General features: G+C 39.7%; 19 protein-coding genes and 1 other annotated feature. Of the genes, 3 read left to right on the top strand and 16 right to left on the bottom strand.

Going from position 1 to position 22864, the window contains the following annotated elements:
- Positions 1-47 precede the first annotated feature (47 nt).
- Both EKM61_RS05765 and EKM61_RS05760 read right to left on the bottom strand, forming a co-directional pair.
- Positions 48-1034, bottom strand: a complete 987-nt coding sequence (locus EKM61_RS05765; protein ID WP_068223730.1) for a nucleoid-associated protein — start codon at positions 1032-1034, stop codon at positions 48-50.
- 70 nt (positions 1035-1104) lie between these two features.
- On the bottom strand, positions 1105-3267 hold the full coding sequence (locus EKM61_RS05760) for a peptidoglycan D,D-transpeptidase FtsI family protein (RefSeq protein ID WP_068376987.1): 2163 nt from the start codon (positions 3265-3267) through the stop codon (positions 1105-1107).
- A 324-nt stretch (positions 3268-3591) separates the two neighbouring features.
- On the opposite strand from EKM61_RS05760, the gene EKM61_RS05755 reads away from it, so the two are divergent.
- Positions 3592-6222 carry a YfhO family protein gene (locus tag EKM61_RS05755; RefSeq protein ID WP_225359751.1) on the top strand — a complete coding sequence of 877 codons (2631 nt, stop codon included), beginning with the start codon at positions 3592-3594 and terminating at the stop codon, positions 6220-6222.
- An 80-nt stretch (positions 6223-6302) separates the two neighbouring features.
- Here the strand turns inward: EKM61_RS05755 and EKM61_RS05750 are convergent, their stop codons facing one another.
- The 11 genes from EKM61_RS05750 to EKM61_RS05700 all read right to left on the bottom strand — a co-directional run bounded on the left by EKM61_RS05750 (position 6303) and on the right by EKM61_RS05700 (position 17321).
- Positions 6303-6935: a response regulator gene (locus EKM61_RS05750; protein WP_068226200.1), complete on the bottom strand. Its 633-nt coding sequence runs from the start codon at positions 6933-6935 to the stop codon at positions 6303-6305.
- Positions 6936-6948: 13 nt separating this feature from the next.
- Positions 6949-8013 carry a sensor histidine kinase gene (locus EKM61_RS05745; RefSeq protein WP_068223724.1) on the bottom strand — a complete coding sequence of 355 codons (1065 nt, stop codon included), beginning with the start codon at positions 8011-8013 and terminating at the stop codon, positions 6949-6951.
- Positions 8010-8747, bottom strand: coding sequence for a cell wall-active antibiotics response protein LiaF (liaF, locus tag EKM61_RS05740; protein WP_068223721.1), 738 nt, complete (start codon positions 8745-8747; stop codon positions 8010-8012). The genes EKM61_RS05745 and liaF overlap by 4 nt, the downstream gene beginning before the upstream one ends.
- A gap of 232 nt (positions 8748-8979) precedes the next feature.
- Entirely contained in the window at positions 8980-9459 is a 480-nt protein-coding gene (gene greA, locus EKM61_RS05735; protein WP_068223718.1) for a transcription elongation factor GreA, read from the bottom strand.
- A gap of 131 nt (positions 9460-9590) precedes the next feature.
- The gene (udk, locus tag EKM61_RS05730) at positions 9591-10232 is read right to left on the bottom strand and encodes a uridine kinase (protein WP_068223715.1); all 642 of its coding nucleotides are present in this window, start codon (positions 10230-10232) and stop codon (positions 9591-9593) included.
- A 71-nt stretch (positions 10233-10303) separates the two neighbouring features.
- Complete coding sequence (gene mltG, locus EKM61_RS05725) at positions 10304-11407, bottom strand: endolytic transglycosylase MltG (protein ID WP_068226199.1); 1104 nt, start codon at positions 11405-11407, stop codon at positions 10304-10306.
- Between the two features lie 182 nt (positions 11408-11589).
- Positions 11590-14004, bottom strand: a complete 2415-nt coding sequence (pheT, locus tag EKM61_RS05720) for a phenylalanine--tRNA ligase subunit beta (RefSeq protein ID WP_068376990.1) — start codon at positions 14002-14004, stop codon at positions 11590-11592.
- A 6-nt stretch (positions 14005-14010) separates the two neighbouring features.
- Positions 14011-15060, bottom strand: coding sequence for a phenylalanine--tRNA ligase subunit alpha (gene pheS, locus EKM61_RS05715; RefSeq protein ID WP_068223709.1), 1050 nt, complete (start codon positions 15058-15060; stop codon positions 14011-14013).
- Positions 15061-15124: 64 nt separating this feature from the next.
- Positions 15125-15350 (bottom strand) — a binding site (T-box leader).
- Between the two features lie 26 nt (positions 15351-15376).
- Complete coding sequence (locus EKM61_RS05710) at positions 15377-15748, bottom strand: winged helix-turn-helix transcriptional regulator (protein ID WP_068223705.1); 372 nt, start codon at positions 15746-15748, stop codon at positions 15377-15379.
- Positions 15749-15933: 185 nt separating this feature from the next.
- Complete coding sequence (locus EKM61_RS05705; protein WP_068223702.1) at positions 15934-16452, bottom strand: HD domain-containing protein; 519 nt, start codon at positions 16450-16452, stop codon at positions 15934-15936.
- A 110-nt stretch (positions 16453-16562) separates the two neighbouring features.
- Positions 16563-17321, bottom strand: a complete 759-nt coding sequence (locus EKM61_RS05700) for a TrmH family RNA methyltransferase (protein WP_068223699.1) — start codon at positions 17319-17321, stop codon at positions 16563-16565.
- A gap of 90 nt (positions 17322-17411) precedes the next feature.
- Here EKM61_RS05700 and EKM61_RS05695 point away from each other — a divergent pair, with 90 nt between their 5' ends.
- Together EKM61_RS05695 and yidC are read left to right on the top strand one after the other, a co-directional pair.
- The gene (locus tag EKM61_RS05695) at positions 17412-17684 is read left to right on the top strand and encodes an acylphosphatase (protein WP_068223696.1); all 273 of its coding nucleotides are present in this window, start codon (positions 17412-17414) and stop codon (positions 17682-17684) included.
- 72 nt (positions 17685-17756) lie between these two features.
- Positions 17757-18710, top strand: coding sequence for a membrane protein insertase YidC (gene yidC / locus EKM61_RS05690; RefSeq protein WP_068223693.1), 954 nt, complete (start codon positions 17757-17759; stop codon positions 18708-18710).
- Positions 18711-18779: 69 nt separating this feature from the next.
- On the opposite strand, the gene EKM61_RS05685 is transcribed toward yidC, so the two are convergent.
- The 3 genes from EKM61_RS05685 to gndA all read right to left on the bottom strand — a co-directional run bounded on the left by EKM61_RS05685 (position 18780) and on the right by gndA (position 22722).
- Positions 18780-20324, bottom strand: a complete 1545-nt coding sequence (locus tag EKM61_RS05685) for a HAMP domain-containing sensor histidine kinase (protein WP_068223690.1) — start codon at positions 20322-20324, stop codon at positions 18780-18782.
- Positions 20321-21007 carry a response regulator transcription factor gene (locus EKM61_RS05680; protein WP_068223686.1) on the bottom strand — a complete coding sequence of 229 codons (687 nt, stop codon included), beginning with the start codon at positions 21005-21007 and terminating at the stop codon, positions 20321-20323. Before EKM61_RS05680 ends, EKM61_RS05685 begins: the two co-directional genes overlap by 4 nt.
- A 290-nt stretch (positions 21008-21297) precedes the next feature.
- Complete coding sequence (gndA, locus tag EKM61_RS05675; protein ID WP_068223683.1) at positions 21298-22722, bottom strand: NADP-dependent phosphogluconate dehydrogenase; 1425 nt, start codon at positions 22720-22722, stop codon at positions 21298-21300.
- Between the last annotated feature and the right edge of the window lie 142 nt (positions 22723-22864).

Raw genomic sequence — 22864 nt, 5'->3', positions numbered from 1 at the left:
TACCTTTGTTAAAACGTGTCTAAAAGTACTAATCCACTAAAAATTAGCTAAAATTTGTTTTGAATATCACCAATATTTTTCAACATTACCGAAATGGTTCCGTCTGGATTATTCACAAATTCGATTTGTTCTTTATCCTGGTAGATTGCCATTGGAATAATTAGTTCAATGCCATTATCTAACTTCAAACGCTGCTTGCTTAATTTACGGTCAAAATTACGCGTCAAGTCCTCTTTTTTTGCCGGAACTGCCTTCTGTGCAACCTTTTCCGTAAAAGCCTTTTTGGCCGGCTCATTGTCCTTAAATACCTGATCCGCAACGTAGTCCACATCTAACGTACTAGTATCACTTAGACTATCAAAAATGGCTTGTTTAGTTTGGGAACTTGTTTCAAAGTCGTCCTGTGTAAATTCGGCGGCAACTGTCTTAGCCGTCTCACCAACTGTTTTAACACTTTCAGTTAATGTTGGCTGAGTTGTTAGGCCTAAATAAATTTTTGAAAAATAGGCCTGCTTTTCACCATCAATGGCAAACACCTTAGAAGCGACATAATAGCGGCGCTGCGCCTTCGTCATCAAGAATCCGTCATCAATTTTATGACTGCTACTAGGTAGTACGGACTGGTTTAAAATAATTTGATTGGCCACTTCTTGTTCATCATAATTTAAAAAATGTACGAAATTTTGACCGTGATTTAACTTAAATAAACCACAATAATCCTGTTCAGCTTCAGTTACATCCACGACTAAGAAATCAGCACGGGGTATTTCTGCCTGGGGTGCAATAAAATCATATAATTCTTGGGTTAGTTGCTGACTTTTAGTCAAAAAATCAGCGTCATTTAATAATAAGGCGGCCACTGGATTATCATCTGGAAATAAACCAGTTTGAACATCCCGCTTCAAAAATCGTTTTGTGACTTGTTCAATATATTTGGCTACTCCAGGATCATTTAAATCTAACTCGCGTTGGGAATAATAAATGGTGCCCGTCTCTTGGTCGGTAATGTGTAATACAGCATGATTAATTTGCATTCTTAAATTCTCCTTATTTCGCCTAAAATAAAAACCGAACTACCTTTAAAAGATAATTCGGTTTTAAAACCTACTGTGTTGTCGTTGTCGTTGCCGTCGTAGAAGACGTACTCGTAGTTGTACTTGAACTACCAGAACTTGTTTTTTGACCATTTAATTTAAAGTAGTCGGTAAACATTTTCTGCGCAACGTCGATATTATAATTCGATTCATCCGCACTATTAGCCATATCTGGGAAAACCACTGCGATTGCAATCTGTGGATTATTTGATGGTGCGTAACCAACAAAACTTAAGGTTAAAGTTTCTGGTGGATTGGCATCATTCGGTTTAGATGAATCATAGTAGAATGTTTGGGCCGTCCCTGTTTTAGCGGAAATTGAAGGTGTCACACCTTTCAACTGGTGGGCAGTACCCCAAGCCATTGAACCATGCGTTACATTATACATACCTTCTTTAACCACATTGAAATAAGATTGAGGCGCGTTAATTCGATTAAGCACCTTTGGTGTCGTGATTGACTCAGTTTGACCTAATGAACCATTCTTATTTGTTCCACGAATTGACTGGACTAAATAAGGTTGCATCCGCGAACCGTTATTAGCAATTGTCGAAATATATTGTGCTAACTGAATTGGCGTGTACGCATCATAGTTACCGTAAGCCAAATCCAGGGACTTAACGACATCGGTTGTTGGCCCTTCGTAACCACTGGTTTCACCAGGTAAATCAACTCCGGTTTTAATACCAAGACCAAATTGGTTGAAATAGCCACGTTCAGTCTTAAAGATTGATTTAGGCATGTGGAAGTATGAGTTGGCCTCGTACTTTGCGTTACCTTCCTTCATCGCAAGCCGCATCATATAAATGTTTGAAGAAACCTCAAGGGCCTGCTGCGCCGTCAATGAACTATAAGTGCCAGCAGGATAAACGGCCTTTTTAACCAAACCACCAGAGAAATAAATTGGTGAATCAGGCAATGTATTATTACTTGGTGAAATTGCACCATTCATTAAACCACCCATGACAGTAGCACCCTTAACCGCAGATCCCATAACAAAGTTACGGTTAATCGTACCCAGTGCATCATCAGTGGTTTTACCCGTTTTAGGATTATTATGAATTCCGGACATGGCCAAAATAGCACCAGTCTTTGGATTCATTGCAACGGCATAAGCACCATCCGAATATTGAGTTGCTCCGGCCGACTTAGCCGTATTAAAGACACTCTTTAATGTAGCGTCAACTTGCTTTTGATAGGCAGAATTAACCGTTAATTCTAAGTTACCACCCTTTTCACCGGAGAAAATCTTTTTAGTATTTAAAATTTTGTTGTTTGCGTTAACTTCAACCTGAGTTTGGGACTTAGTTCCCTTTAAAACTGGCTCATATTCTTGTTCTAGATAACTGGTCCCAACACGATCATTCCGCGAGTAGCCCTGAGCCAGGTATTCATTAACCTTATCACTTGGGAGACCTTGCTTTTCAGTAGAGACACTACCTAAAATACTGCGCATTGAATCACCATCTGGATAAGAACGTTCCCAATCATTGCTAATATTGACTCCTGGTAATTCAGTAAGGTGTTCACTGACCTGAGCAACTTCTTTTTCAGTTAAATTACTATTCTTAACGTAAACTGTTGATAACTGATAGGCACCACTCATTGTTTTATAGATCTGGGCGGCCTGAAGCTGCTTATTAGTAAACGTCAGATCACGTTTGCTCACAGCAGCAACCTCTTTTTTATAGAGTGTTTTCTCGTTTGGTGTTTCACCGTTACTGCCCTGCGTTTCAGATTTAGGCAAACTAGCGGCAACCCGCTTTAAGTTCTTAGAATTCGCCAAATAATAGTCAGCCTTATCCCGCCGCGTTAAATTACTCGTACTGACGGAAATGAACTGACTCAAGCGATTTGCAGTTTTATAAATATCTGAAGTTAAAACATCCATGCCTTTAGTGTAGCTAATAGCATTTTGAGCCTGATTACCAACTAACACTCGTCCCTGAGAATCATAAATCATTCCTCGAGGCACATTTCCAGTAACTACTGTTTTATCAGTGTGATCAACCTCTGACTCAAACTTTGAACCATAAAGGATTTGTAGGTAGCCTAATTGCGCAATCAATGCTGCAAAAAGAATAAAAACAATAAATAACAAGAAATTCAAACGGAACGGAATACTTGATTGATTTCGTCCCGGCCTTTTTGATCTGCTTCGCAAAAATTTCACTTGACCTTGCTCCTTAAAATCGATCCTGTAAAAGAAATTGTGCTAAAAATAACTACGCACTTTTACACTTGCTCATTTAATTAATCTTCAAATTAAATTCACCACGTAATCTTTTTAGCATAACACCTTTTATCTCGCAACACTTCTATCATGTTAGCATAACCTTTTGGCTTTTGAAAGAACGCAAATTTAAGATTCAGTAAAAATTCGCCAACTTGTTTTTAAATCTTAGGAGTCTTTAAAAAGCGTTAAAAAAGCTTGCGGGTTAATCTAGCTTCGCTTATGCTCATTATAGTATTCTTTTTAAATTGAGGTGAACTTCTGGTGCAAATCATACGTTTTTTTAAGAAACACGCACCACTTCTTTTAAGCTTCTTCGCTCCCATTATTATTATGGGGAGTTATTTTGCAATCCGCCACATGTTTCCTTTTGGTAATAGCAGTCTATTGACCGTTGACCTTGGTCAGCAATACATTGACTTTTACGCCTTCTTCCGCGATACTATCTTGCACCACCCGGATCAGATTTTATACTCCTTTTCCAAAGCAATTGGTGGCGATATGCTCGGCGTTTGGGCTTATTATTTAATGAGTCCCTTTAACTTATTGCTTCTACTAACACCTGGTAAATGGTTAACATTTGGCGTGATGTTAATGACTTTGCTTAAGTACGGTAGTAGTGGACTGACCTTTGCTATCCTACTCAAAAAGACAAAAGTTCAGACCAAGTGGGGAATTCCAACTTTTGCGATCAGTTACGCTTTGATGGGCTGGCTAGTCGCTAATCAACTAAATGTGATGTGGCTGGATGCGGCCGTTTTTTTACCATTAGTTGTCCTAGGGATTGAAAAGATTTTTAGTGGAAAAAGTTACTTGTTTTATAGTTTTCTCCTTGGTTGCACACTCGTAATTAACTACTATATGGGTTACATGATTTGTCTTTTTTTAATCACTTACATGTTTTGGGCGAGTTTTCGTCATTGGTCCGGCTGGCAAAAGTTATTAACTGCTTGGCGAAAGCTCATTGTTGGTTCACTTTTAGGAGCAGGCTTGGCCGCAGCCTTGTTACTACCGACGTTCTACGCACTCACTCAAAGTAAGGCCAAGTACACATTAACGCATTTTAAATGGCAGTTTGAATATTCACCCCTTAAAATGCTTTCGAAATTCGTCGTTGGCGCTTTTAATTTTGATCAAATGCCCACTGGCTACCCAAATATTTTTGTTGGCTCATTAGTCCTACTTGGGTTTGTACTTTATTTTCTTAGTCACCAAATCAGTTGGCGCGAACGACTTAGTGCTTTAGTGGTTAGTTGTTTCTTCTTTTTCTCGCTTTGCTTACAACCACTTGATCTTGTTTGGCACGCCATGCAATTTCCAATTTGGTATCCCTATCGTTTCAGTTTTGTGATTTGCTTTTGGTTAGTGTGGCTTGCAGCGATTGCTTTAAAGGCTAACCGCAAGTTAACCTCCTGGCAAATTGGGGTACTAGCACTTTTACTAATCGGTTTTGATGGCTACGTTTATTTTCATTTGGACCGATTTAACTTTCTTAAGCCGTCACAGTTACTCTTAACGGTCTTATTTGGGTTCTTGGCACTTATCTTTTTGGCCTTACGCCAACGCGTTCGCCTTACTAACCGGTACTTTGGCTTGATATTTGTTAGTTTCACAATCATTGAAATGTCAACAAATGCTTATCTAAGTCTTAACCAAATTAGTTACGTTAGTCAAAGTGATTACGCCAATTACACTGCTGAACTGGTAAAAGTGGTTAAACGGGTAAAATCCCAGAACAAAACAAACGACTTCTATCGTTTAGAGAAAACATTTATGCGAACCAAAAACGATTCGATGGAAGCCAATTATAATAGCGCCTCACATTTTAGTTCAACCTTTGAAGCAAAGATTCCTAATTTTATGGGTCGGCTTGGTCAGCCGGCCGGTGATGGTTTCATTACTTACTCTAATGGCACTTTATTTACGGATGCCTTTCTAGGAATGAAGTACTACCTGGACGCCAAACCAGAAAGTAAAAGTAGTGCAACCGTGCTACCGCCACTGACCGATAAACCTGACTTGGCCTTTTATCGTGAAATTGGGCAAGACAGGTTAACTAAGACTTACCAAAATAATTATGCCTTACCCTTTGGTTTTGCGGCTTCCAATAAAATTTTAGAACCTATTAAAAATAATCACTACCCAACACTTTATCAGTCAACGATTCTTAATCATTTAATGGGATCGACACAGTACACGTCGTTGTTTATGGCTCAGCAATTTGCGACGGTAACTTATCACAACGTACGCCAAGATAAAGCACCCTTAACGGAAACCTATAAAAAAATCGACAAAAAAAAGAACGGCACAATTACCTACCGTTTTACACCAACAACTAGTGATCCCTATTACCTGACAATTGGTTCAAATCTCAATAGTAAGGCCGTTAGTTTTACGGTTAATAACCACCCGTTACAACAATATGATACTTTTCGTGATACAGTAATTGTCGATTTGGCTGCCGCTGAACAAAACCAACCAGTAACCTTAACAATTACCCTAAAACAACCTGAAGTTTGGTTACAGAATTTCCAACTTTATCACTTTAATACGGCCGCTTTGAATCAAGCAACACAAACCTTACAGGCTCACCCGTGGCGGTTAACACGTAATAGCAATACGCATTTAACGGGTAAAATTACCATTCCCCACCGTAAACAAGTGATGATGACCACCATCCCTGCGGCCAAAGGTTGGCACTTACGCGTTGATGGTCACCCTAAAAAATTCAAACAAGTGCTCGGTAGTTTAATCGCCATTCCATTAAGTAAAGGTAGCCATACCGTCAGTTTAGCTTATTGGCCACCTTACCTAACTTTAGGCCTGATCATCTCTAGTCTAAGTGCTCTAATTGACCTATTAGTGTTATTGTCTTTAAAAATTAGACACCATTAACCAATTAAAAAGGACAGAATCACAATCTGTTTAATCAGTGTTCTACCCCACTGATTAGTTAGATTGCGATTCTGTCCTTTTTATTCTGCCAAATGGTGCTTTAAGGCATAAATAGCAGCTTGCGTTCGGTCTTCTACTTGTAATTTCGATAAAATATTGGAAACATGCGTTTTTACAGTTTTTAACGTGATAAACAAGTCGTTGGCAATTTCCTGATTACTCTTGCCCTGCGCAATCAGCCCCAATACTTCCACCTCACGTTTAGTTAAATCCTCGTAAAGTTTTGGCTCCGGTTTTCGTGATAAGCGGTGCATCATTTTAGTAGTTACCTCAGGCTCCAATACTGATTCACCTTTATTAGTGGACCGAATTGCGTCGGCGATTTCTGCCGCCGTTGAGGTTTTTAAAATATAACTTTTTGCACCAGCCTCAATTGCCGGATAAACCTTTTCGTCGTCAATAAAACTGGTCACAATTAATATCTTGGCTTCCGGCCAAGCCGTCATAATTTGTTTAGTTGATTCAATCCCATCCATGACGTCCATGACAAGGTCCATCATAATAACATCAGGGCGTAAGTCCAGTGCCTTTTCAGCACCAATCTTACCATTTTCAGCTTCACCAACAACCTCAATATCATCCTGAACGGCCAAATAGCTGGCAACACCAATGCGAACCATTTCATGATCGTCTACAATTAATACCTTAATCACAACCTGCACATCCTTAGCTTTCTTTTAATATTGGTACCCGAACTTCAACACTGGTTCCCTGCTTAGGAAAACTAATAATTTTGGCAGTTCCGCCAATACTTGCAGTTCGTTCTTGAATATTATTTAAGCCGTAACTGCCAGCATTATCTGCGTCCTTCATAACGAAGCCAACACCATCATCTACAACCTTTAAGATAACAGTTTGATCCACCTGTTTCAAATAGACCTCTAACGACTTCGCCTTCGAATGCCGTAATGTATTGGATAAAAGTTCCTGAACAATCCGGAACAAATTGTCCTCCACACCACTTGCTAAATGAACGTCACTAATTTCCCATTTCATCTCTAATTGAATCTTGGTTCGCAATTCTTTTAATAATTGAATAATACCTTGTTTTAACGACTTACCTTCTAAACTAATTGGCCGCAAGTGTAACAGGAGCGCCCGCATTTCCGATTGTGCCTCGTTGATAATTGTTTCCACTAACTTTAATTGCTTAATCACTTGGGGTGTCTTTTCAGGTTTTGCGGCAATTTCATTTAAAGCGGATAACATCATCATTGCGGCGAACAGTTGTTGGCTAACCGAATCATGTAATTCACGAGCCAAACGATGCCGTTCCTGCGTGAGAATTTCTTCTTTTGTTTCCCCAGCAACGACCTTAGGCTGATTGCTGTAAGTCTGAATTTCTTGTTGCAAGGTCACCATTTTCTGACGTAATTTTTCGATTGTTTCGTTAGTGTCAAAGCCAAAAGTCTGATCAAACGAACTGCGTCCAACCTTCAATGCATCCGCTTCATATTGACCATTAGTCAACAAAGTTAGTTTGGCCTCAGTTTGATTAAATTGTTGGCGGACCAACAAATAAATCAGACTGGTCGTCAAAAAACCAGTTAATAAAGCCGCAACAATAATATAAACATAAACTGGTAAATACATAATCTGGGCGGTAAATAAAGTTAAAAACCTTTCTGCGTGATTAATCGCAAAAAAGTAAAAGAAAAATAACACGTTAATAACCAAAAAGCAGAGCAAACTACTAGTTGCAAATAACAAACCGCGGGATAATTTTGTCATACAAATAACACCTCTAAATCACCAGCCAAAACGTTAGTTAAGATCTTAACGCGGCGTTCATTTGTATCATAATCATCACTATAAAAGGTTAATTCGTCATTACCCACGTGATAGGCCTTTCCCGCAAAATTAACATTACCGATCATTGCAGTGTGATCCAGCATCACAGCCGTTCCAACTGGGACAAGTATCCGGGTCCGGCCAATTCCCTTACGCACAATAATGACACTATCAGCCTTGGGCAACAATGTGTTTCCTAAATCAATGATGGTATCCCCAATTGCAATGCATAAGTTAATATCGTCCCACTCAAAGACATCGCGCCCAATCGTTTGATTGCCAAACCACGGATGGCGAATTCGCTTACCATTTTTAGGTGTCGGTTCAGTTGTCTCAACCGCAACAAACTGTTTACGTGCCCACGGTACCCACGCTCGTTTTAAATCGCCGACTTTTAAATCATGTCCCTTAATAACCGTGAACAATAGACCGATTAAAAGCATAACCCAAATGGTTGGATTAGTGAAAATTGTAATAATAATTGCTAAACTACCAAATAACCAAAAAAAACTAGTTAAGAAGCGTTTATGTCGTTGTTTAATTGCTAAGCGCAAACTTAGAATTCCTAATACCATAAAAATTAATTGGGGTGGATTAGAAAAGATTTGCCAACCCAGCACAATTAATAAACTGGCTTCAATAATCATAAAAAGACGCCAAGAGCCACGTTGCATAGTGCGACCTCCTTCTAGTTTTATTTTAGTATAGCCTAAATTTGGCCTAACAACTGTTTGCTTTAGTCTTAATTTTAATCGGCCTTAGGACTGATTTTAAAAGTTGCTCAAAAAAAGAGCCTGCGAATACCCCCCTGAATAACCATTGCTTCAACGATGAAGTTAATAGTTACTCAACATAAAGCATTCTTACGGCTCATTTTTCATAAAAGAACTTCTTTTACGACAATTGCTAATTACTTTCTACTTTAGTAATTGTAACGTTCATATCACCACCAGGCGTCTTGATGACAACATCGTCACCAACGTGCTTACCAATCAAGGCCCCAGCAATTGGTGAATCATTAGATATCTTACCTGCTAAAGGATCCGATTCGGCGGCACCGACAACCATATAGGTCTCTTCGTCATCTTCACCTTTTTCTTTAAAGGAAACAGTTTTACCAACAGAGACTTCATCAGAAGCAACTGCTCCGTTATCAACCACTTTTGCGTAGTGGAGCATATTTTCAATTGTTGAAACTCGTCCTTCAACAAAACTTTGCTCATCTTTAGCAGATTCATACTCAGAATTTTCAGACAAATCACCAAAGCCACGGGCAACCTTAATTCGTTCAACAACTTCCTTACGCGTCACCGTTTTTAACTTTTCTAATTCATCTTCTAATTTTTGTTTACCTTCAGCAGTCATTGGGAATTCTTTTTCTGCCATTTTATCCACCTCTTAAAATAATCTTAATTTATATTCAAACCATAACTTGGCCTAAATCGTCTAAAAACTTAAACCAATTTAAAACCCATAGCGCTAATGATATTTAAACAGGTCAAATCTGTCAAGTCGATTTAATTGATTGTTTGCTTTTTTTGTAAAATATCCCGTACTTTAGTGACCAATAAATCAATGGCAACTTGATTTTTCCCACCATCAGGAACAATGAGATCAGCGTACCTTTTAGTCGGTTCAACAAATTGATGGTACATTGGCTTAACTGTGGTAAGGTACTGATCAATAATATTAGTTAATGTTCGGTCCCGCTCACGCATATCCCGTTGGATTCGACGAATAATCCGCACATCATCATCAGTATCAACAAAAACTTTAATATCCATCAAATCACGAAGGCGCGGATCATCTAAAATTAGGATTCCTTCAAGAATAATAACATCCCGTGGTTCCTCGTGGATAACCTCTGCACTACGATTTAATACTTTATAATCATAAATGGGTTTATCAATCGCTTGCCGCTTTAATAGCTTCTTCAAATCTTGAATTAAACGATCGGTATCAAAGGCCAGCGGGTGATCATAATTAACCGCTCGGCGCTGCGCCATCGTCATCTTACTTTGATCCTTGTAATAAGAATCCTGTTCAAGTAATAAAACGGAGTTCTTAGAAAAGTGATCAAAAATGGCGTGTGAAACAGTCGTTTTCCCGGACGCAGTTCCCCCAGTCACACCAATGACAACTGGCTTATTCTTCATCATTAAATTTCCTCCAAAAATTTGCCTAACGAAAAACAGTCTAGACAATGTCTGACTGCTTTTTCGTTATCACTTTAATTAGTATCTTTATTTTTAGTCTGAATACCACTATTTGTTGTCGTATGCTGTTCAAACGTCTGAGAATAATAAACTTTCCCCGTCTTAAGGTTAGCAACAAAGTATAAGTAATTTTGCTCCCGATCAGCTGGATGCATCACAGCATAAATGGATGACGCACTAGGACTATTAAATGGTCCCGGACCGTAACCTTTATTTTTATAAAGATTATACGGTGATTTCACTGCAGTATCCTTATTATAAAGATGTTTCTTATGGGTATTTAACGCGTACATTACGGAAATATCTGATTGTAGTGGCATCTTAGTATCAATTCGATTAAAGAAAACTCCGGCAATCTTTTTCCGATCGGCCGCCGTAACACCTTCTCGCTCCACTAATGAGGCCAGCGTTAGCACCTTCTGGACCGTCAAGTTTTGCGCTTTAATCTGACTATAATACGGCTTCATCACCGTATTTGTTTTGGCGACCATACTGTTGACCAACGTCTTTAACGTTAAGCCTTCATAATAATTATAGGTGGCCGGGAATAAATAACCTTCCAGGTGATAACGTACGTCCTTGTTTGCCATACTCGAAGTTAACAACTGCGGGTATTTTTTGACCAAGGTTTGAATATAAGCCTGATTCTTCATCAAGGCCAAAAATTCTTTTTTAGAATAAGGCGTCGCTTTAGCAATTTGATCACCAATTTGGTCAATTGTTGTTCCTTCGCGAACAAGAATATGATACTTGCTACTCATTTCACCACCATCACTCAATTTCTTCGTAACCTGAGCAAGAGACAGTGATGGCTTTAACGAGTAATAACCTGCTTGAAAAGAGGCGTAATTATGTGTCTTAACGTAGTAACTGAAAACAGTCCCACTTTTTATGACCTTGTCTTTTTGTAAAATTGCACCAATCTCTTTATTAGATGCGCCCACCGGAATACTTACTTCCACGGGCTTAGTTGCGTTTTTATCGTAAGGTTGAAGTGATGAATGGAAATACTGCATGCCAACCAAAATAACTAAAATAATTAATACAACTAATATACCGGCAATCCAATAAACAATACGATCCACAATTTTCTTTTCGGCAATCCGATCTTCAGCCAATTTTTCAGCGTGCTGCTGTAGATCGTTTTGTTTTGATTTTCTTCGATGTTCGGGTTGATTTCCGCCACGGTTATCCAAAGAAAGGCCTCCCTTATGTGCATTTTTCAATAGCCTTTAATAGTATACAAGAAAATAACGGCCCGTGCAGCAGCAGTTTTAGAAATTAAGAAAAACACAACACTTTAACGAATTACGGCACCAATTTGTTCAACTAAAGTCTTTTCAACTTTTGCAAAAGCCGTATTAACTTCATCATCCGTTAAAGTTGCACCGGGATTTTGATAAGTTAGCGTGTAGGCTAATGACTTCTTGCCTTTTTCAATCTTTGAACCTGTGTAACTATCAAATAGCGTCACGTTCTTTAAGTGAGCGCCACCTTTTGCAAAAATTGCATCAGTAATGGCCTGATTAGTAACATCACTGGCAACTAACAAAGCAACATCACGAGTGATTACTGGGTACTTAGAAATAGCCTGGTAAACAACTGCCTGCTTTTCTAACGTTAATAAAGCCGTTAAATTAAGCTGGAAGACATAGGTTGGTTTAATCCGGTAAACTTTCTCAACCTGTGGGTGTATTTGACCAACAAAACCAACTAACTGATCACCAACGTAAATATCTGCTGTTCGTCCAGGATGCATTTCGGCCCGCGTCGCTGTAGCATGATAGGTCACGGTGGCCTTTAAGTTAAATTGATTTAAAAGAGCGGCAACGATGCCTTTAATTTGATAAAAATCAACTGGCTTGGCCGCTTGATTCCACGTCTTTGCTTGCCAATCACCGGTCACTGCCCCGGCAACATATTCAACTTCTTCAGGACGGGTAGTTTTTGCATCTTGTTTTAAGAAAACACGGCCTTGTTCATACAAAGCAACGTTAACTTGTTTACGGGCAATATTATACGCCAAATTATCCAATAATCCACTTACCAAGTTCATTCGTAACACTGCATGGTCAACGGTCATTGGCCACGCAACACTAGTTGTCGCGGCCGGTATTAACGTAAATTGACTGGCCTTTTCACTGGTTGTCAAGGCATAGCTAATCGCCTGATTGAGACCACTGGCTTCTAATAATTGGGCCATCTGCCGAACTCGCCGTTGTTGGGGCGTTAAAATGCCTGGTGTTGAAGCCGAAGCCGGTAACGTGGTTGGCATTTTATCATAGCCGTAAAGCCGAGCAACCTCCTCAATTAGATCAGCGGGAATACTAATATCCCACCGGTGAGTCGGTACACTAGCCTTAAATTGACCGTTCATTTCACTAACACCAAAAGCCAAGCGCTTAAATATTTTAGTAATCTCGGCCGCCGAAATTTGCATGCCCAGTACATGATTAATGCGTTCCTGCGAAACTTCGACAACAGTAGCTGCTGGTACAATCTTCGTTGGTGATAGAATACCTGCCAGCACATCACCATCACTAAAATCAGCGATTAGACTAGCCGCATGATCTAAGGCCGTTAAAACGGTCCCTTTATTAATTCCCTTTTCAAACCGTGATGATGCCTCACTACGTAAGTTATACCGCTGTGCCGATTTTCGAATGTGCATCGGATCAAAAATTGCTGCTTCTAAAACAACGGTTGTCGTTTGGTCAGTAATTTCAGAATCTAGACCACCCATAACCCCAGCCAAATTAATTGCCTTAGTCCCATTGGAGATCACAATATCATCGGCGCTTAATTCGTGCTCATTACCATCCAATGTTGTCAGTGCTTCGCCTTCAGTTGCCCGCCGCACCAAAATTTCTTTGGAACCAATTTTATCGTAATCAAAGGCGTGCATTGGCTGGCCGTAATCCAACATCACGTAATTCGTGACGTCAACTACATTATTAATTGGTCGAATACCCGCGTTCCACAACCTAATTTGTAGCCAAAGTGGGCTTGGTTGGATTTTAACGTTTTCGATCACGCGTAAATTATAACTCGGTGCATCTTTTTCAGCAGCAACGCTAGCCTGTAAAACATCAGTAACTGGTTTAGCAGTTTCTACCGGCTTGGCAACGTCAAAATGTGGTTTCTTAGCGTAAACTGCACCAACTTCATAAGCTACACCACGCATACTTTGTGCGTCCGCTCGGTTAGGTGTAATGGCCAAATCTAAAATTGCGTCGTCCATGCCTAAATAAGGGTACACCGGCGCACCAACCTTAGCATCCGCTGGTAAAACATAAATTCCATCGGCATACGCTTGTGGTGCTACATCAGTACTAAACCCAATTTCCTGTAACGCGCAAATCATTCCGTTAGAAACTTCGCCACGCATTTTACCTTTTTTAATTTTTTCATTGTTTGCAATCCGCGATCCTGGTAGTGCAACAATTACTTTTTGACCGGCAGCAACATTAGGTGCACCACAAACAATTTGAACTGGATCGCTAGCACCAAGATCCACTTGACATAATTGTAAATGATCAGAATTTGGGTGCGGCTTGGTTGAAACAACGTAACCCACCACAATCTTCTTCAGGCCAGCATCTGGGTGGAAGGTGTCTTCCACTTCAATCCCAGTCAAGGTAATTTTATTTGCCAATTCTTCTGGGGTGACATCTAAATCGATATAATCCTTTAACCAGTTATAAGATACTTTCATCAGGTTCTAGCCTCTCTTTTCAAATTGAGTTAAGAAACGGACATCATTTTGGTAAAAATTGCGAATATCATCAATACCATACTTCAGCATCGCAAATCGATCGATACCTAAACCAAATGCAAAACCGCCGTAAATTTCAGGGTCGACGCCGGCCGCCTTTAAAACATTCGGGTGTGTCATTCCAGCGCCTAAAACTTCAATCCAACCAGTATGTTTACAAACATCACAGCCCTTACCGTTACACTTAAAGCAAGAAATATCTACTTCAACTGATGGTTCAGTAAACGGAAAATAACTTGGGCGGAAACGAATTTCCCGTTCTTCACCAAAAATTTGGCGAATGGCAAATTCCAAGGTTCCTTTTAAATCAGCCATAGTAACATTCTTACCAATGTACTGGCCTTCCATCTGGAAAAATTGGTGTGAATGGGTTGCATCATCAGTATCACGCCGGTACACACGACCAGGACTGACCATTTTTAGTGGCCCTTGACTAAAATCGTGTTTCTCTAATTCACGGGCTTCATCCGGTGACATATGGGTCCGCATTAAAACATCTTTCGTGATATAAAAAGTATCTTGCATATCACGCGCTGGATGATCTTTAGGCATATTTAGCATTTCAAAGTTGTACTTTTCCTCTTCCACTTCATAACCGTAAACAACCTTGAAACCCATGCCCAAAAATGTATCCTCTAATTGTTCAATCACTTGCGAAATAACGTGATGTGCACCAATCTTAGGTTGATCCCCAGGTAAGGTCACATCGATTGTTTCTGTGGCCAATTGTTGCTCAATTTTTGCCTGCTCTAATTCTGCCTTCTTTTGGTCAACAACCTCGGCCAAAGCATCCCGAACTTTATTTGCAAAGCTACCAACTGCTGGTCGTTCTTCCTTTGTTAAATCCCGCATTCCGCGTAAAACCTCTGTGATTGGGCCTTTTTTTCCTAATAACTTAACCCGGATATCATTTAACTGTTTTAAATCACTTGCTGCTTTAATATCCTGACTACCCTTTTGCTGTAACTGAGTTAATTTTTCTTGTAAAGTGCTCATATTCAATCTCCTTTAACTGAATTAACAGCTGTTTATTTTTGACACAAAAAAAACCCCACCCTAATAAAGGGACGAGGTTTCGCGTTACCACCCTAGTTCACAAGCCATAATTAAAAAAGGTGTGCACTCAGACAGGATAACGGCCTGTGCCGGAACTTTATTTGTGCTATGCACGCCCAAAGCCAACTCCGGAAGTGAAATTCACCAAGCATAGTCGGTTGACCTTCCATCAAAATAGTCAACTTTCTGAACGGCTAAGCTTAATTACTAGTTTCCATCTGCATTTTTAAACTGGTATTAATTGTAGCACAAAAGCCTAGTGCGTCAACTCCTCAACACATTGCTTTGCGTCAAGCCAAGTATCCGACCAACTATGAACGGCAGTAATAACCTGTTCAAGATCCTGACCTTGCGGCGTTAATTGGTATTCAATTAGTGCTGAATCAGAATAAGTTTTTCTTTCAACAATTTTTTCTTGCTCAAGTTCTTTTAAACGTTCAACTAATACCCGGTCGCTACACTTAGGAACTTTTTTTGCTAAATCTTTAAAGCGTTGCGTACCATCTTCGAGAAGAACGTCGACAATTAAACCATTCCATTTTTTTCCAAGAATTGTAAAAGTTTTTTGAAATTTAGGGCATAAGTGAAACTGCTCGCTTTGACATTCTGCAACCGTCTTTTCTGTCATAGTTCTCACCTCGAAATTATTCTAGCATACTTACTTTAAAAAAGTAAACCTATCTGACCAAAGCGCCATCTTCAAATTCCAGACAAGTAACAAAAAAAGCCGGGACAAAAGTCCTAGCCACTTACTATTTCTGAGCATTATTCTGGAATGTGCACCAAAAACAACTTTTGTCCCACTCCCTAGTGTTAGCCATTTAGTTTGGTTGTAAGATTTAACACTCGCTGCTTAAACGACTGTCTTAGCTTAGTCGCTTCAGGAATCGCGTATTCATCAATGGCACAATAATCATCAACCACTGAAACAATTAAGCTCTCTGGATAACGTGGCGGCGCAACTGTTGCACCCCACATATGCTTAATAATAATATCTTTTTCTTTTTTCGATAATTGAGTCAATTTTTCTGCATTACGTAACGCAATTCGCGGATGAATATAAGCATGGGTGCCCAGATCAAACTTAGTTGTCCGCCAATCATAATAGAATAGGTCGTGTAAAAGACCACCACGCGCAGTTGCCCGAGTATCCAACTTAAGCCTCTTGGCAATTAGATAACTACGGTAAGAAACATGAATTGAATGTTCTAGTCGGTTAGAAAAATGGTGCTGCGTGTAATCAGCTAGTCGTTTAACAGCGTCGGTCTCTAATAAATCAGCAACTTCATTTACGTATGCCTGATCATCTTGCCAGTTTAAAGTTTTTTTCATTCAATGGCTGCCTTTCTTCAATGAATTAATCTTACCCTAATTAAATTCAGTTTAATCCATTCCTAAGAAAATTGCGAACAATATCCTTGAATATTAAAGAAACTTAAGCTTTAATTGGTAGCGCTTAATTGAAACATTAAAATGCCGGCCGCAACAGCAACGTTTAGTGACTCTGCCTGCCCTTTTATGGGGATATACAGGTTTTTTGTTGTCATTTCTAATAACGACGCCTGCATTCCGTTTCCTTCATTCCCCATAACTAACGCAAAATCATTTTGAGACTTAATTGTTCGGAAATCAGCGGCGCCTTCGTTTAACTCGCTTCCGTAAACAGGTATTCCCGCTGCCTTAAAATCGGCAAACCAGGTTAGTAAATCGGACTCGTAAATTGTAATGTGAAATTGACTTCCCTGCATTGATCGGACTACCTTGGGACTATATAAGTCAGCACTATCCTGGCCCAACACAACACCATTAAAACCGGCGGCATCTGCTGTTCGAACCATTGTTCCGATATTTCCCGGATCTTGAATTTGGTCCAAAAGTAACCACGCACCATTTAAAGTTGCGGGTCTTTCCAGTTCGGGTAACTCAATTACGGCAAAGATTCCTTGCGTTGTAATCGTCTCCCCCAACGTCTTAGCAACTTCCCCTGAAATCCACTGAACGGCAACCCCATCAAGCCACGCGCTTTGTTCAAAAGCTTCGGTTGCTAACACGGCTTGAACTTTAGCGTTTGACTTAAGTACTTCCTTAACTAAGTGAATTCCCTCAATTAAATAACGTTGTTGGGCCAAACGCTCCTTTTTTCGCGCCAACTTGCGTAAGTCTTTGATATAATTGTTCTTGGAAGATTGGATTAATGACACAAAAACACGTCCTTCATTTTTTCTGCATTATACCATGATTTTTAAATTTATTGCTGTTCATTAAATGGAATCGAAAAAGGAGGCTAAAGAATGCGTACTGTTCAATTGACTGTATTCGGTCGTGTCCAAGGCGTTGGTTTTCGCTTCTCAACCAAACGCTTAGCAGATAAAATTGGTGTTAGCGGTATTGTGCGTAACTTAATTGATGGGTCAGTCTACATCGAGGCCAGTGGTAGTAACAAACAAATTGAGAAATTTATCTCTTCAATTAAGGCATCACCCTCACCCTACGGCAAAGTAACGCGCGTTGACCTTGAAGAAATTAAGCCAAGTAACTACCACGGCTTTCAAGTAACCGACTAAAGTCTCATTGAAAAATTGATTTCCTTCAAGTATAGTATTCTAGAAGACTTTACCTTGAAAGGAATTAAATAAATGAAGCAATCTAAACGCCTAATTACTTACGGCGGACTTTTTACGGTTTTAACTTTATTCTTATCGGCTTGTTCAAACCAACAAATTCATCGAACACCACCTACTGGTTTTCTTTACGGACCAATTTATAAGTTCCTTGGTCTACCGATGCAGCACTTGATCACCTGGATCGCAAAACTTTTCGGTAATCCACCTAACTATGGTTGGGCAATTTTAATTATCACACTCGTTGTTCGTTTAATTCTCTTACCATTAATGCTAAGCCAATCTAAGAAATCAACCCGGCAACAACAAAAGATGGCCGCAATTAAACCACAAATGGATGATATTCAAAAACGCCAAAAGGCTGCACAAACTAATGAAGAACGGACTGCAATTAGTCAGGAAATGATGACACTTTACAAAGACAACGGTGTCAGTATGACCGGCGGCATTGGCTGCTTACCACTATTAATTCAGTTACCTATTTTCTCTGCCTTATATATGGCCATCCAGTATGACCCAGTACTTTTTAAGAGTACCTTTATGGGAATTAGCCTAGGTCAAACTAACCTAGTGATCACAATCCTTGCAACGTTAACCTACGTCATTCAGGGCTACATTTCCTTAATTGGACTACCAGAAAGCCAGAAACAACAAATGAAGACGATGATGTTAATGAGTCCGGCCATGACCTTCTTCATTTCCTTGGCCTCCCCGGCTGGTTTAGGCCTATACTTCTTGGCTGGCGGCTTACTAGCCATTTTACAGACAGTTATTACAAATTTCTACTATATGCCAAAAATTAAGGCCGAAGTGGCCGAAGAATTAAAGAAGAATCCACCTAAGCAAGTTGTTAAACCCGTGGAAGAAACTGTTAAACCTGCTACTAAGCCTAAAAAAGTAGCGGCTAAGCCAAACGCAAATTCTAATCAAAAGAATCGTAATTCTGGTAAACAACACCACGAACGGTAATTAAAAAAACGTCACTGACAAAATTGTCAGTGACGTTTTTTAGTTATTAAACTATCATTTAGCAACGCTTTACTTCGAATCATCAGTTGTCGCTATTGGCGACTCACCCTTAGGCAACGTATTTAAAATAGGAAAGCTCATTCGAAGAATCGTGCCACTACCCAGTACACTTTCTGCCGAAATTTTACCATGGTAGCTATCAACCAAGCGTTGAGCAATTGACAGGCCTAAACCATTGCCCCCTTTATCGCGGCTACGGGCCTTATCAACCCGGTAGAAACGATTAAAGACTCGTGCAAGGTCTGCTTCAGCAATTCCTTCGCCAAAGTCCTGCACAGCAATTTCGACTTGATTACCAGTACGTGCAATTGACAAATGAACTTCTTGTCGTTTTTCAGAATACTTGACGGCATTGTCCATCAAAATAATCATAATTTGCTCAAAGTGATCACGATAAATCTTAACGATCGTTGGTTGATCAAGATCATCGTCCAAGGTAAACGTAAAATCAGGATGAATTAGTTTGAAATTATTGAAGACTTGCTGCGTAACGTCCTTAACGTCAGTCTTTGCGTGAGGGTAATGAACCTCAACTTGTTCTGCGCGAGTTAGATCCAACATCTCTTGGACTAAGCTCTTCATTCGGGTGATTTCCTGGACGGAAGCACTAATTGACTCGGCCAAAACCTCAGGATCATCTTTTCCCCAACGGTTCAACATTTGTAAGTGGCCCTCAATAATTGCGACCGGGGTGCGCAATTCATGTGAAACATCTTCAACAAATTCTTCCTGCTGTTCAATGTAACGCTGCATTCGATCCAGCATATCATTAAAAAGGTTGGCCAAATCGGCTAATTCATCATTTCGCTTTACTTGGGGAATCCGTTCCGCCGATTGTGGATCATTCTTGATAATATCAATCGTATCAGTCATTGATTTAATCGGCCGCATGAAATAACTGGCCAAAAGGTACCCCACTAATCCACTAATCAAAAAAGCAAGTAACCCAATCCCAAAAAAGGCCTTCAACAGTTGATTCTGATCCTTGCGTAAGGTTCCCAGTTGTGTCGTCACCTGCGCGTAACCGATAATTTTACCAGTAGTTCGTGAACGAATTGGCCGCCGACCAATAAAGCCGTTCACGCCATGAATCTTTGTTCGCTCAATATCAATATTGGCTGTCTTTTTAAATTTTGTTGGGATATTCCGTGAAGCAAAAATTGACTTACCATTAGGATTATAAACGCTGACGGTCACATCCTCACGGGCTAATTTAACAATAATCGAATCAGTATAGATGTTTTTCTTCGCGTTTTGATCACTTTTAGGAACCTCGTCTGCCGGCGTTGCCAAATCAGGACGAAGGTATGGTAAAACAGTTGCGTGCGTCAAGGTGTCGGACTGATTATTTAGGCGCTCAACCACTAGCGTCATCGTATCACGTAAGTTAGTCTGTTCTTGACCTAACATAATGGCAGTAAAGCAATTAAAAATTAAAATTGAAAAGATGGCAAAAACAATGAATACACCAAAAGCGGCACCCAACGCCCACTTCCATTTTAATGAAAAACGTCGAGCCCGCTTTTGTTGTTTATCAGCAGTGATGGATTTCACGAGCGCATCACGTACCCAGTACCACGAACGGTTTGAATATAGCTTTCCTCACCGTCTCGATCAATTTTATTTCGTAAATAACGAATATAAACATCAACTACATTCGTCTCGACTTCACTTTCATAGCCCCAAACCTTGTTTAACAAAACATCACGGCCCAGCACAACGTTGATATTTTCCATTAACGTTAACAACAGCTCGTATTCGCGCTTCGTCAAATCAATTGTTTCATTACCGCGTTTAACAACCCGATTTTCTTTCTCAATTGTTAAATCTCGATACGAAACAGTTGTTTGCTTAGCGTTATTTTGCTCGCCTTCAATATCAATCCGGCGTAGTAAAGCCCGTAAACGAGCCAATAGTTCTTCGATGGCAAATGGTTTAACAATATAATCATCGGCACCATGATCTAACCCCGAAACACGATCAATAACTGAGTCCCGCGCCGTCATCATAATAATTGGTGTGTTCTTGACTTGGCGAACACGTCGACAAACTTCTAAACCATTTAGCTCAGGTAACATTAAATCTAATAAGATGGCGTCCCAATCAGTTGCTAGCGCAGCATCTAAACCTGTTCGTCCATTATAATGAACAGCCGTTTCATAACCTTCATGTTTCAATTCAAGCTCAACAAAACGGGCCAGATTTTTTTCATCTTCAATAATTAGAATTTTACTCATTCAACCGCACAACTCCTTGAAAGACTATTAACATTTTCACAGTGTTACGTCATAATCGTATTTTTTATTTACTAAATTCAAACTTTAATAATTAAATATCTCATACAAAATAGTATTTTACCATGAATAGTGTAAAAAAGCCACCAATTCCCTCTAAACTAACTCACAGACCATTACCATAAAATGATAAAAAAATGATATAAAACAAAAGTTGCTCTACTTGGGTAGTTAACTAAAAACTACCCCAATAGACTCATGTTTTATATCATCAATTTAAAAACGAATTAATTTTATTGTTCTTTGTACCATGAATAATGGAAACTACCGTCACGATCTGTCCGCTCATAAGTGTGGGCACCAAAGAAATCGCGTTGGGCCTGAATAATATTTGCTGGTAATCGTTCTGCACGGTAAGAATCATAGTAAGTAATTGCAGAAGTGAAACCAGGAATTGGCACACCAGCCTTAACGGCAATACCAACTAAGTCACGAACTGCTTCTTGATACCGTTTAGCAATATCTTTGAAGTAATCATCCAGTAGTAAATTCTGTAATTCGGGTTCTTTGTCGTAAGCATCCGTAATATTCTGCAAGAAGCGTGCCCGAATAATACAACCCTCACGCCAAATGCTAGCAATTTCACCATATTGAAGATTCCAATCATAGTGTTTAGAGGCAATTCGCATTTGTTCAAAGCCTTGGGCATAACTCATAATTTTACTGAAGTATAGGGCTCTACGGATCATTTCAACAACGCTGTCCTTGTCAAAAGAAACTTTACCCTCTGGTTTTGGTAAAACCTTACTTGCAGCAACACGTTCAGTTTTCATCATTGAAATATAACGTGCATAAACGGACTCCGTAATTAGCGATTGTGGAATTTCAAGTTCTAAGGCGTTACTTGAACTCCATTTACCAGTTCCCTTATTCGCTGTCCGGTCCAAAATTTTATCAACAATTGGCTCACCAGAACCAAGATCATCTTTGCGCGTTAAAATATCGGCAGTGATGTCGATCAAATAACTATCTAATTCACCTTTATTCCAATCGGAGAAAATAGCCGCAATTTCATTAACGGATAAACCAACCACATTTTTCAATAGGTTATAGCTTTCAGCAATTAGTTCTTCATCACCGTATTCAATCCCATTATGGATCATCTTAACGTAGTGACCAGCCCCATTGTTCCCAATATAAGTCACACAAGGCTTGCCATCTTTAGCTTTAGCGGCAATCTTTTCAAAGATCGGGGCAACTAAGTCATAAGCTTCCTTTTGACCACCAGGCATCATCGAAGGTCCTTGTAAGGCACCTAATTCGCCACCAGAAACACCAGTCCCAATAAAATTAATACCGGACTTGTCTAATTCTGCGTTACGGCGCATTGTGTCTTTGAAGAAGGTATTACCACCATCAATTAAAACATCACCCTTATCCAATAAAGGTAAAATTTCTTGAATGACAGCATCCGTTGCTGCACCGGCCTTAACCATCATCATAATTCGACGTGGTTTTTCCAGTGATGCAACAAAATCTTCAATCGTATAGCTAGGTACCAAATTCTTATCCGCGTGCTCCTTGGCAACAGCCTCTGTTTTTGAGCCTGTTCGGTTGAAAATGGCAACCGTATAACCGCGACTCTCAATGTTCAGTGCTAGGTTCTTCCCCATGACGGCCATACCGACAACGCCAATTTGGGGTTTTTTATTTTCCATAAATCATTGAGCCTCCTTCAATAGTTAACACTCTTATCCTATCAAAAACAGTCACTAAATAAAAGGGCTCTATACTTTTTCCTGTTGATAGTTTACAAATGGTAAACTATTAACAGGATTTTTGTGCAGAAAAAGAGCTCAC

The organism is Loigolactobacillus backii (assembly GCF_003946275.1).
In the GTDB taxonomy this organism is placed as follows: Bacteria; Bacillota; Bacilli; order Lactobacillales; family Lactobacillaceae; genus Loigolactobacillus; species Loigolactobacillus backii.
Note: the sequence above shows the minus strand (reverse complement) of the source record. Positions and strands in the feature narration are given on the sequence as shown.

What these genes read in the sequence shown, in the direction of transcription:
- EKM61_RS05765 (WP_068223730.1), bottom strand. Translation starts at nt 1,034, where the DNA reads ATGCAAATTAATCATGCTGTATTACACATTACCGACCAAGAGACGGGC.
- EKM61_RS05745 (WP_068223724.1), bottom strand. Translation starts at nt 8,013, where the DNA reads ATGACAAAATTATCCCGCGGTTTGTTATTTGCAACTAGTAGTTTGCTC.
- liaF (WP_068223721.1), bottom strand. Translation starts at nt 8,747, where the DNA reads ATGCAACGTGGCTCTTGGCGTCTTTTTATGATTATTGAAGCCAGTTTA.
- greA (WP_068223718.1), bottom strand. Translation starts at nt 9,459, where the DNA reads ATGGCAGAAAAAGAATTCCCAATGACTGCTGAAGGTAAACAAAAATTA.
- udk (WP_068223715.1), bottom strand. Translation starts at nt 10,232, where the DNA reads ATGATGAAGAATAAGCCAGTTGTCATTGGTGTGACTGGGGGAACTGCG.
- pheT (WP_068376990.1), bottom strand. Translation starts at nt 14,004, where the DNA reads ATGAAAGTATCTTATAACTGGTTAAAGGATTATATCGATTTAGATGTC.
- pheS (WP_068223709.1), bottom strand. Translation starts at nt 15,060, where the DNA reads ATGAGCACTTTACAAGAAAAATTAACTCAGTTACAGCAAAAGGGTAGT.
- EKM61_RS05710 (WP_068223705.1), bottom strand. Translation starts at nt 15,748, where the DNA reads ATGACAGAAAAGACGGTTGCAGAATGTCAAAGCGAGCAGTTTCACTTA.
- EKM61_RS05705 (WP_068223702.1), bottom strand. Translation starts at nt 16,452, where the DNA reads ATGAAAAAAACTTTAAACTGGCAAGATGATCAGGCATACGTAAATGAA.
- EKM61_RS05695 (WP_068223696.1), top strand. Translation starts at nt 17,412, where the DNA reads ATGCGTACTGTTCAATTGACTGTATTCGGTCGTGTCCAAGGCGTTGGT.
- yidC (WP_068223693.1), top strand. Translation starts at nt 17,757, where the DNA reads ATGAAGCAATCTAAACGCCTAATTACTTACGGCGGACTTTTTACGGTT.
- EKM61_RS05680 (WP_068223686.1), bottom strand. Translation starts at nt 21,007, where the DNA reads ATGAGTAAAATTCTAATTATTGAAGATGAAAAAAATCTGGCCCGTTTT.
- gndA (WP_068223683.1), bottom strand. Translation starts at nt 22,722, where the DNA reads ATGGAAAATAAAAAACCCCAAATTGGCGTTGTCGGTATGGCCGTCATG.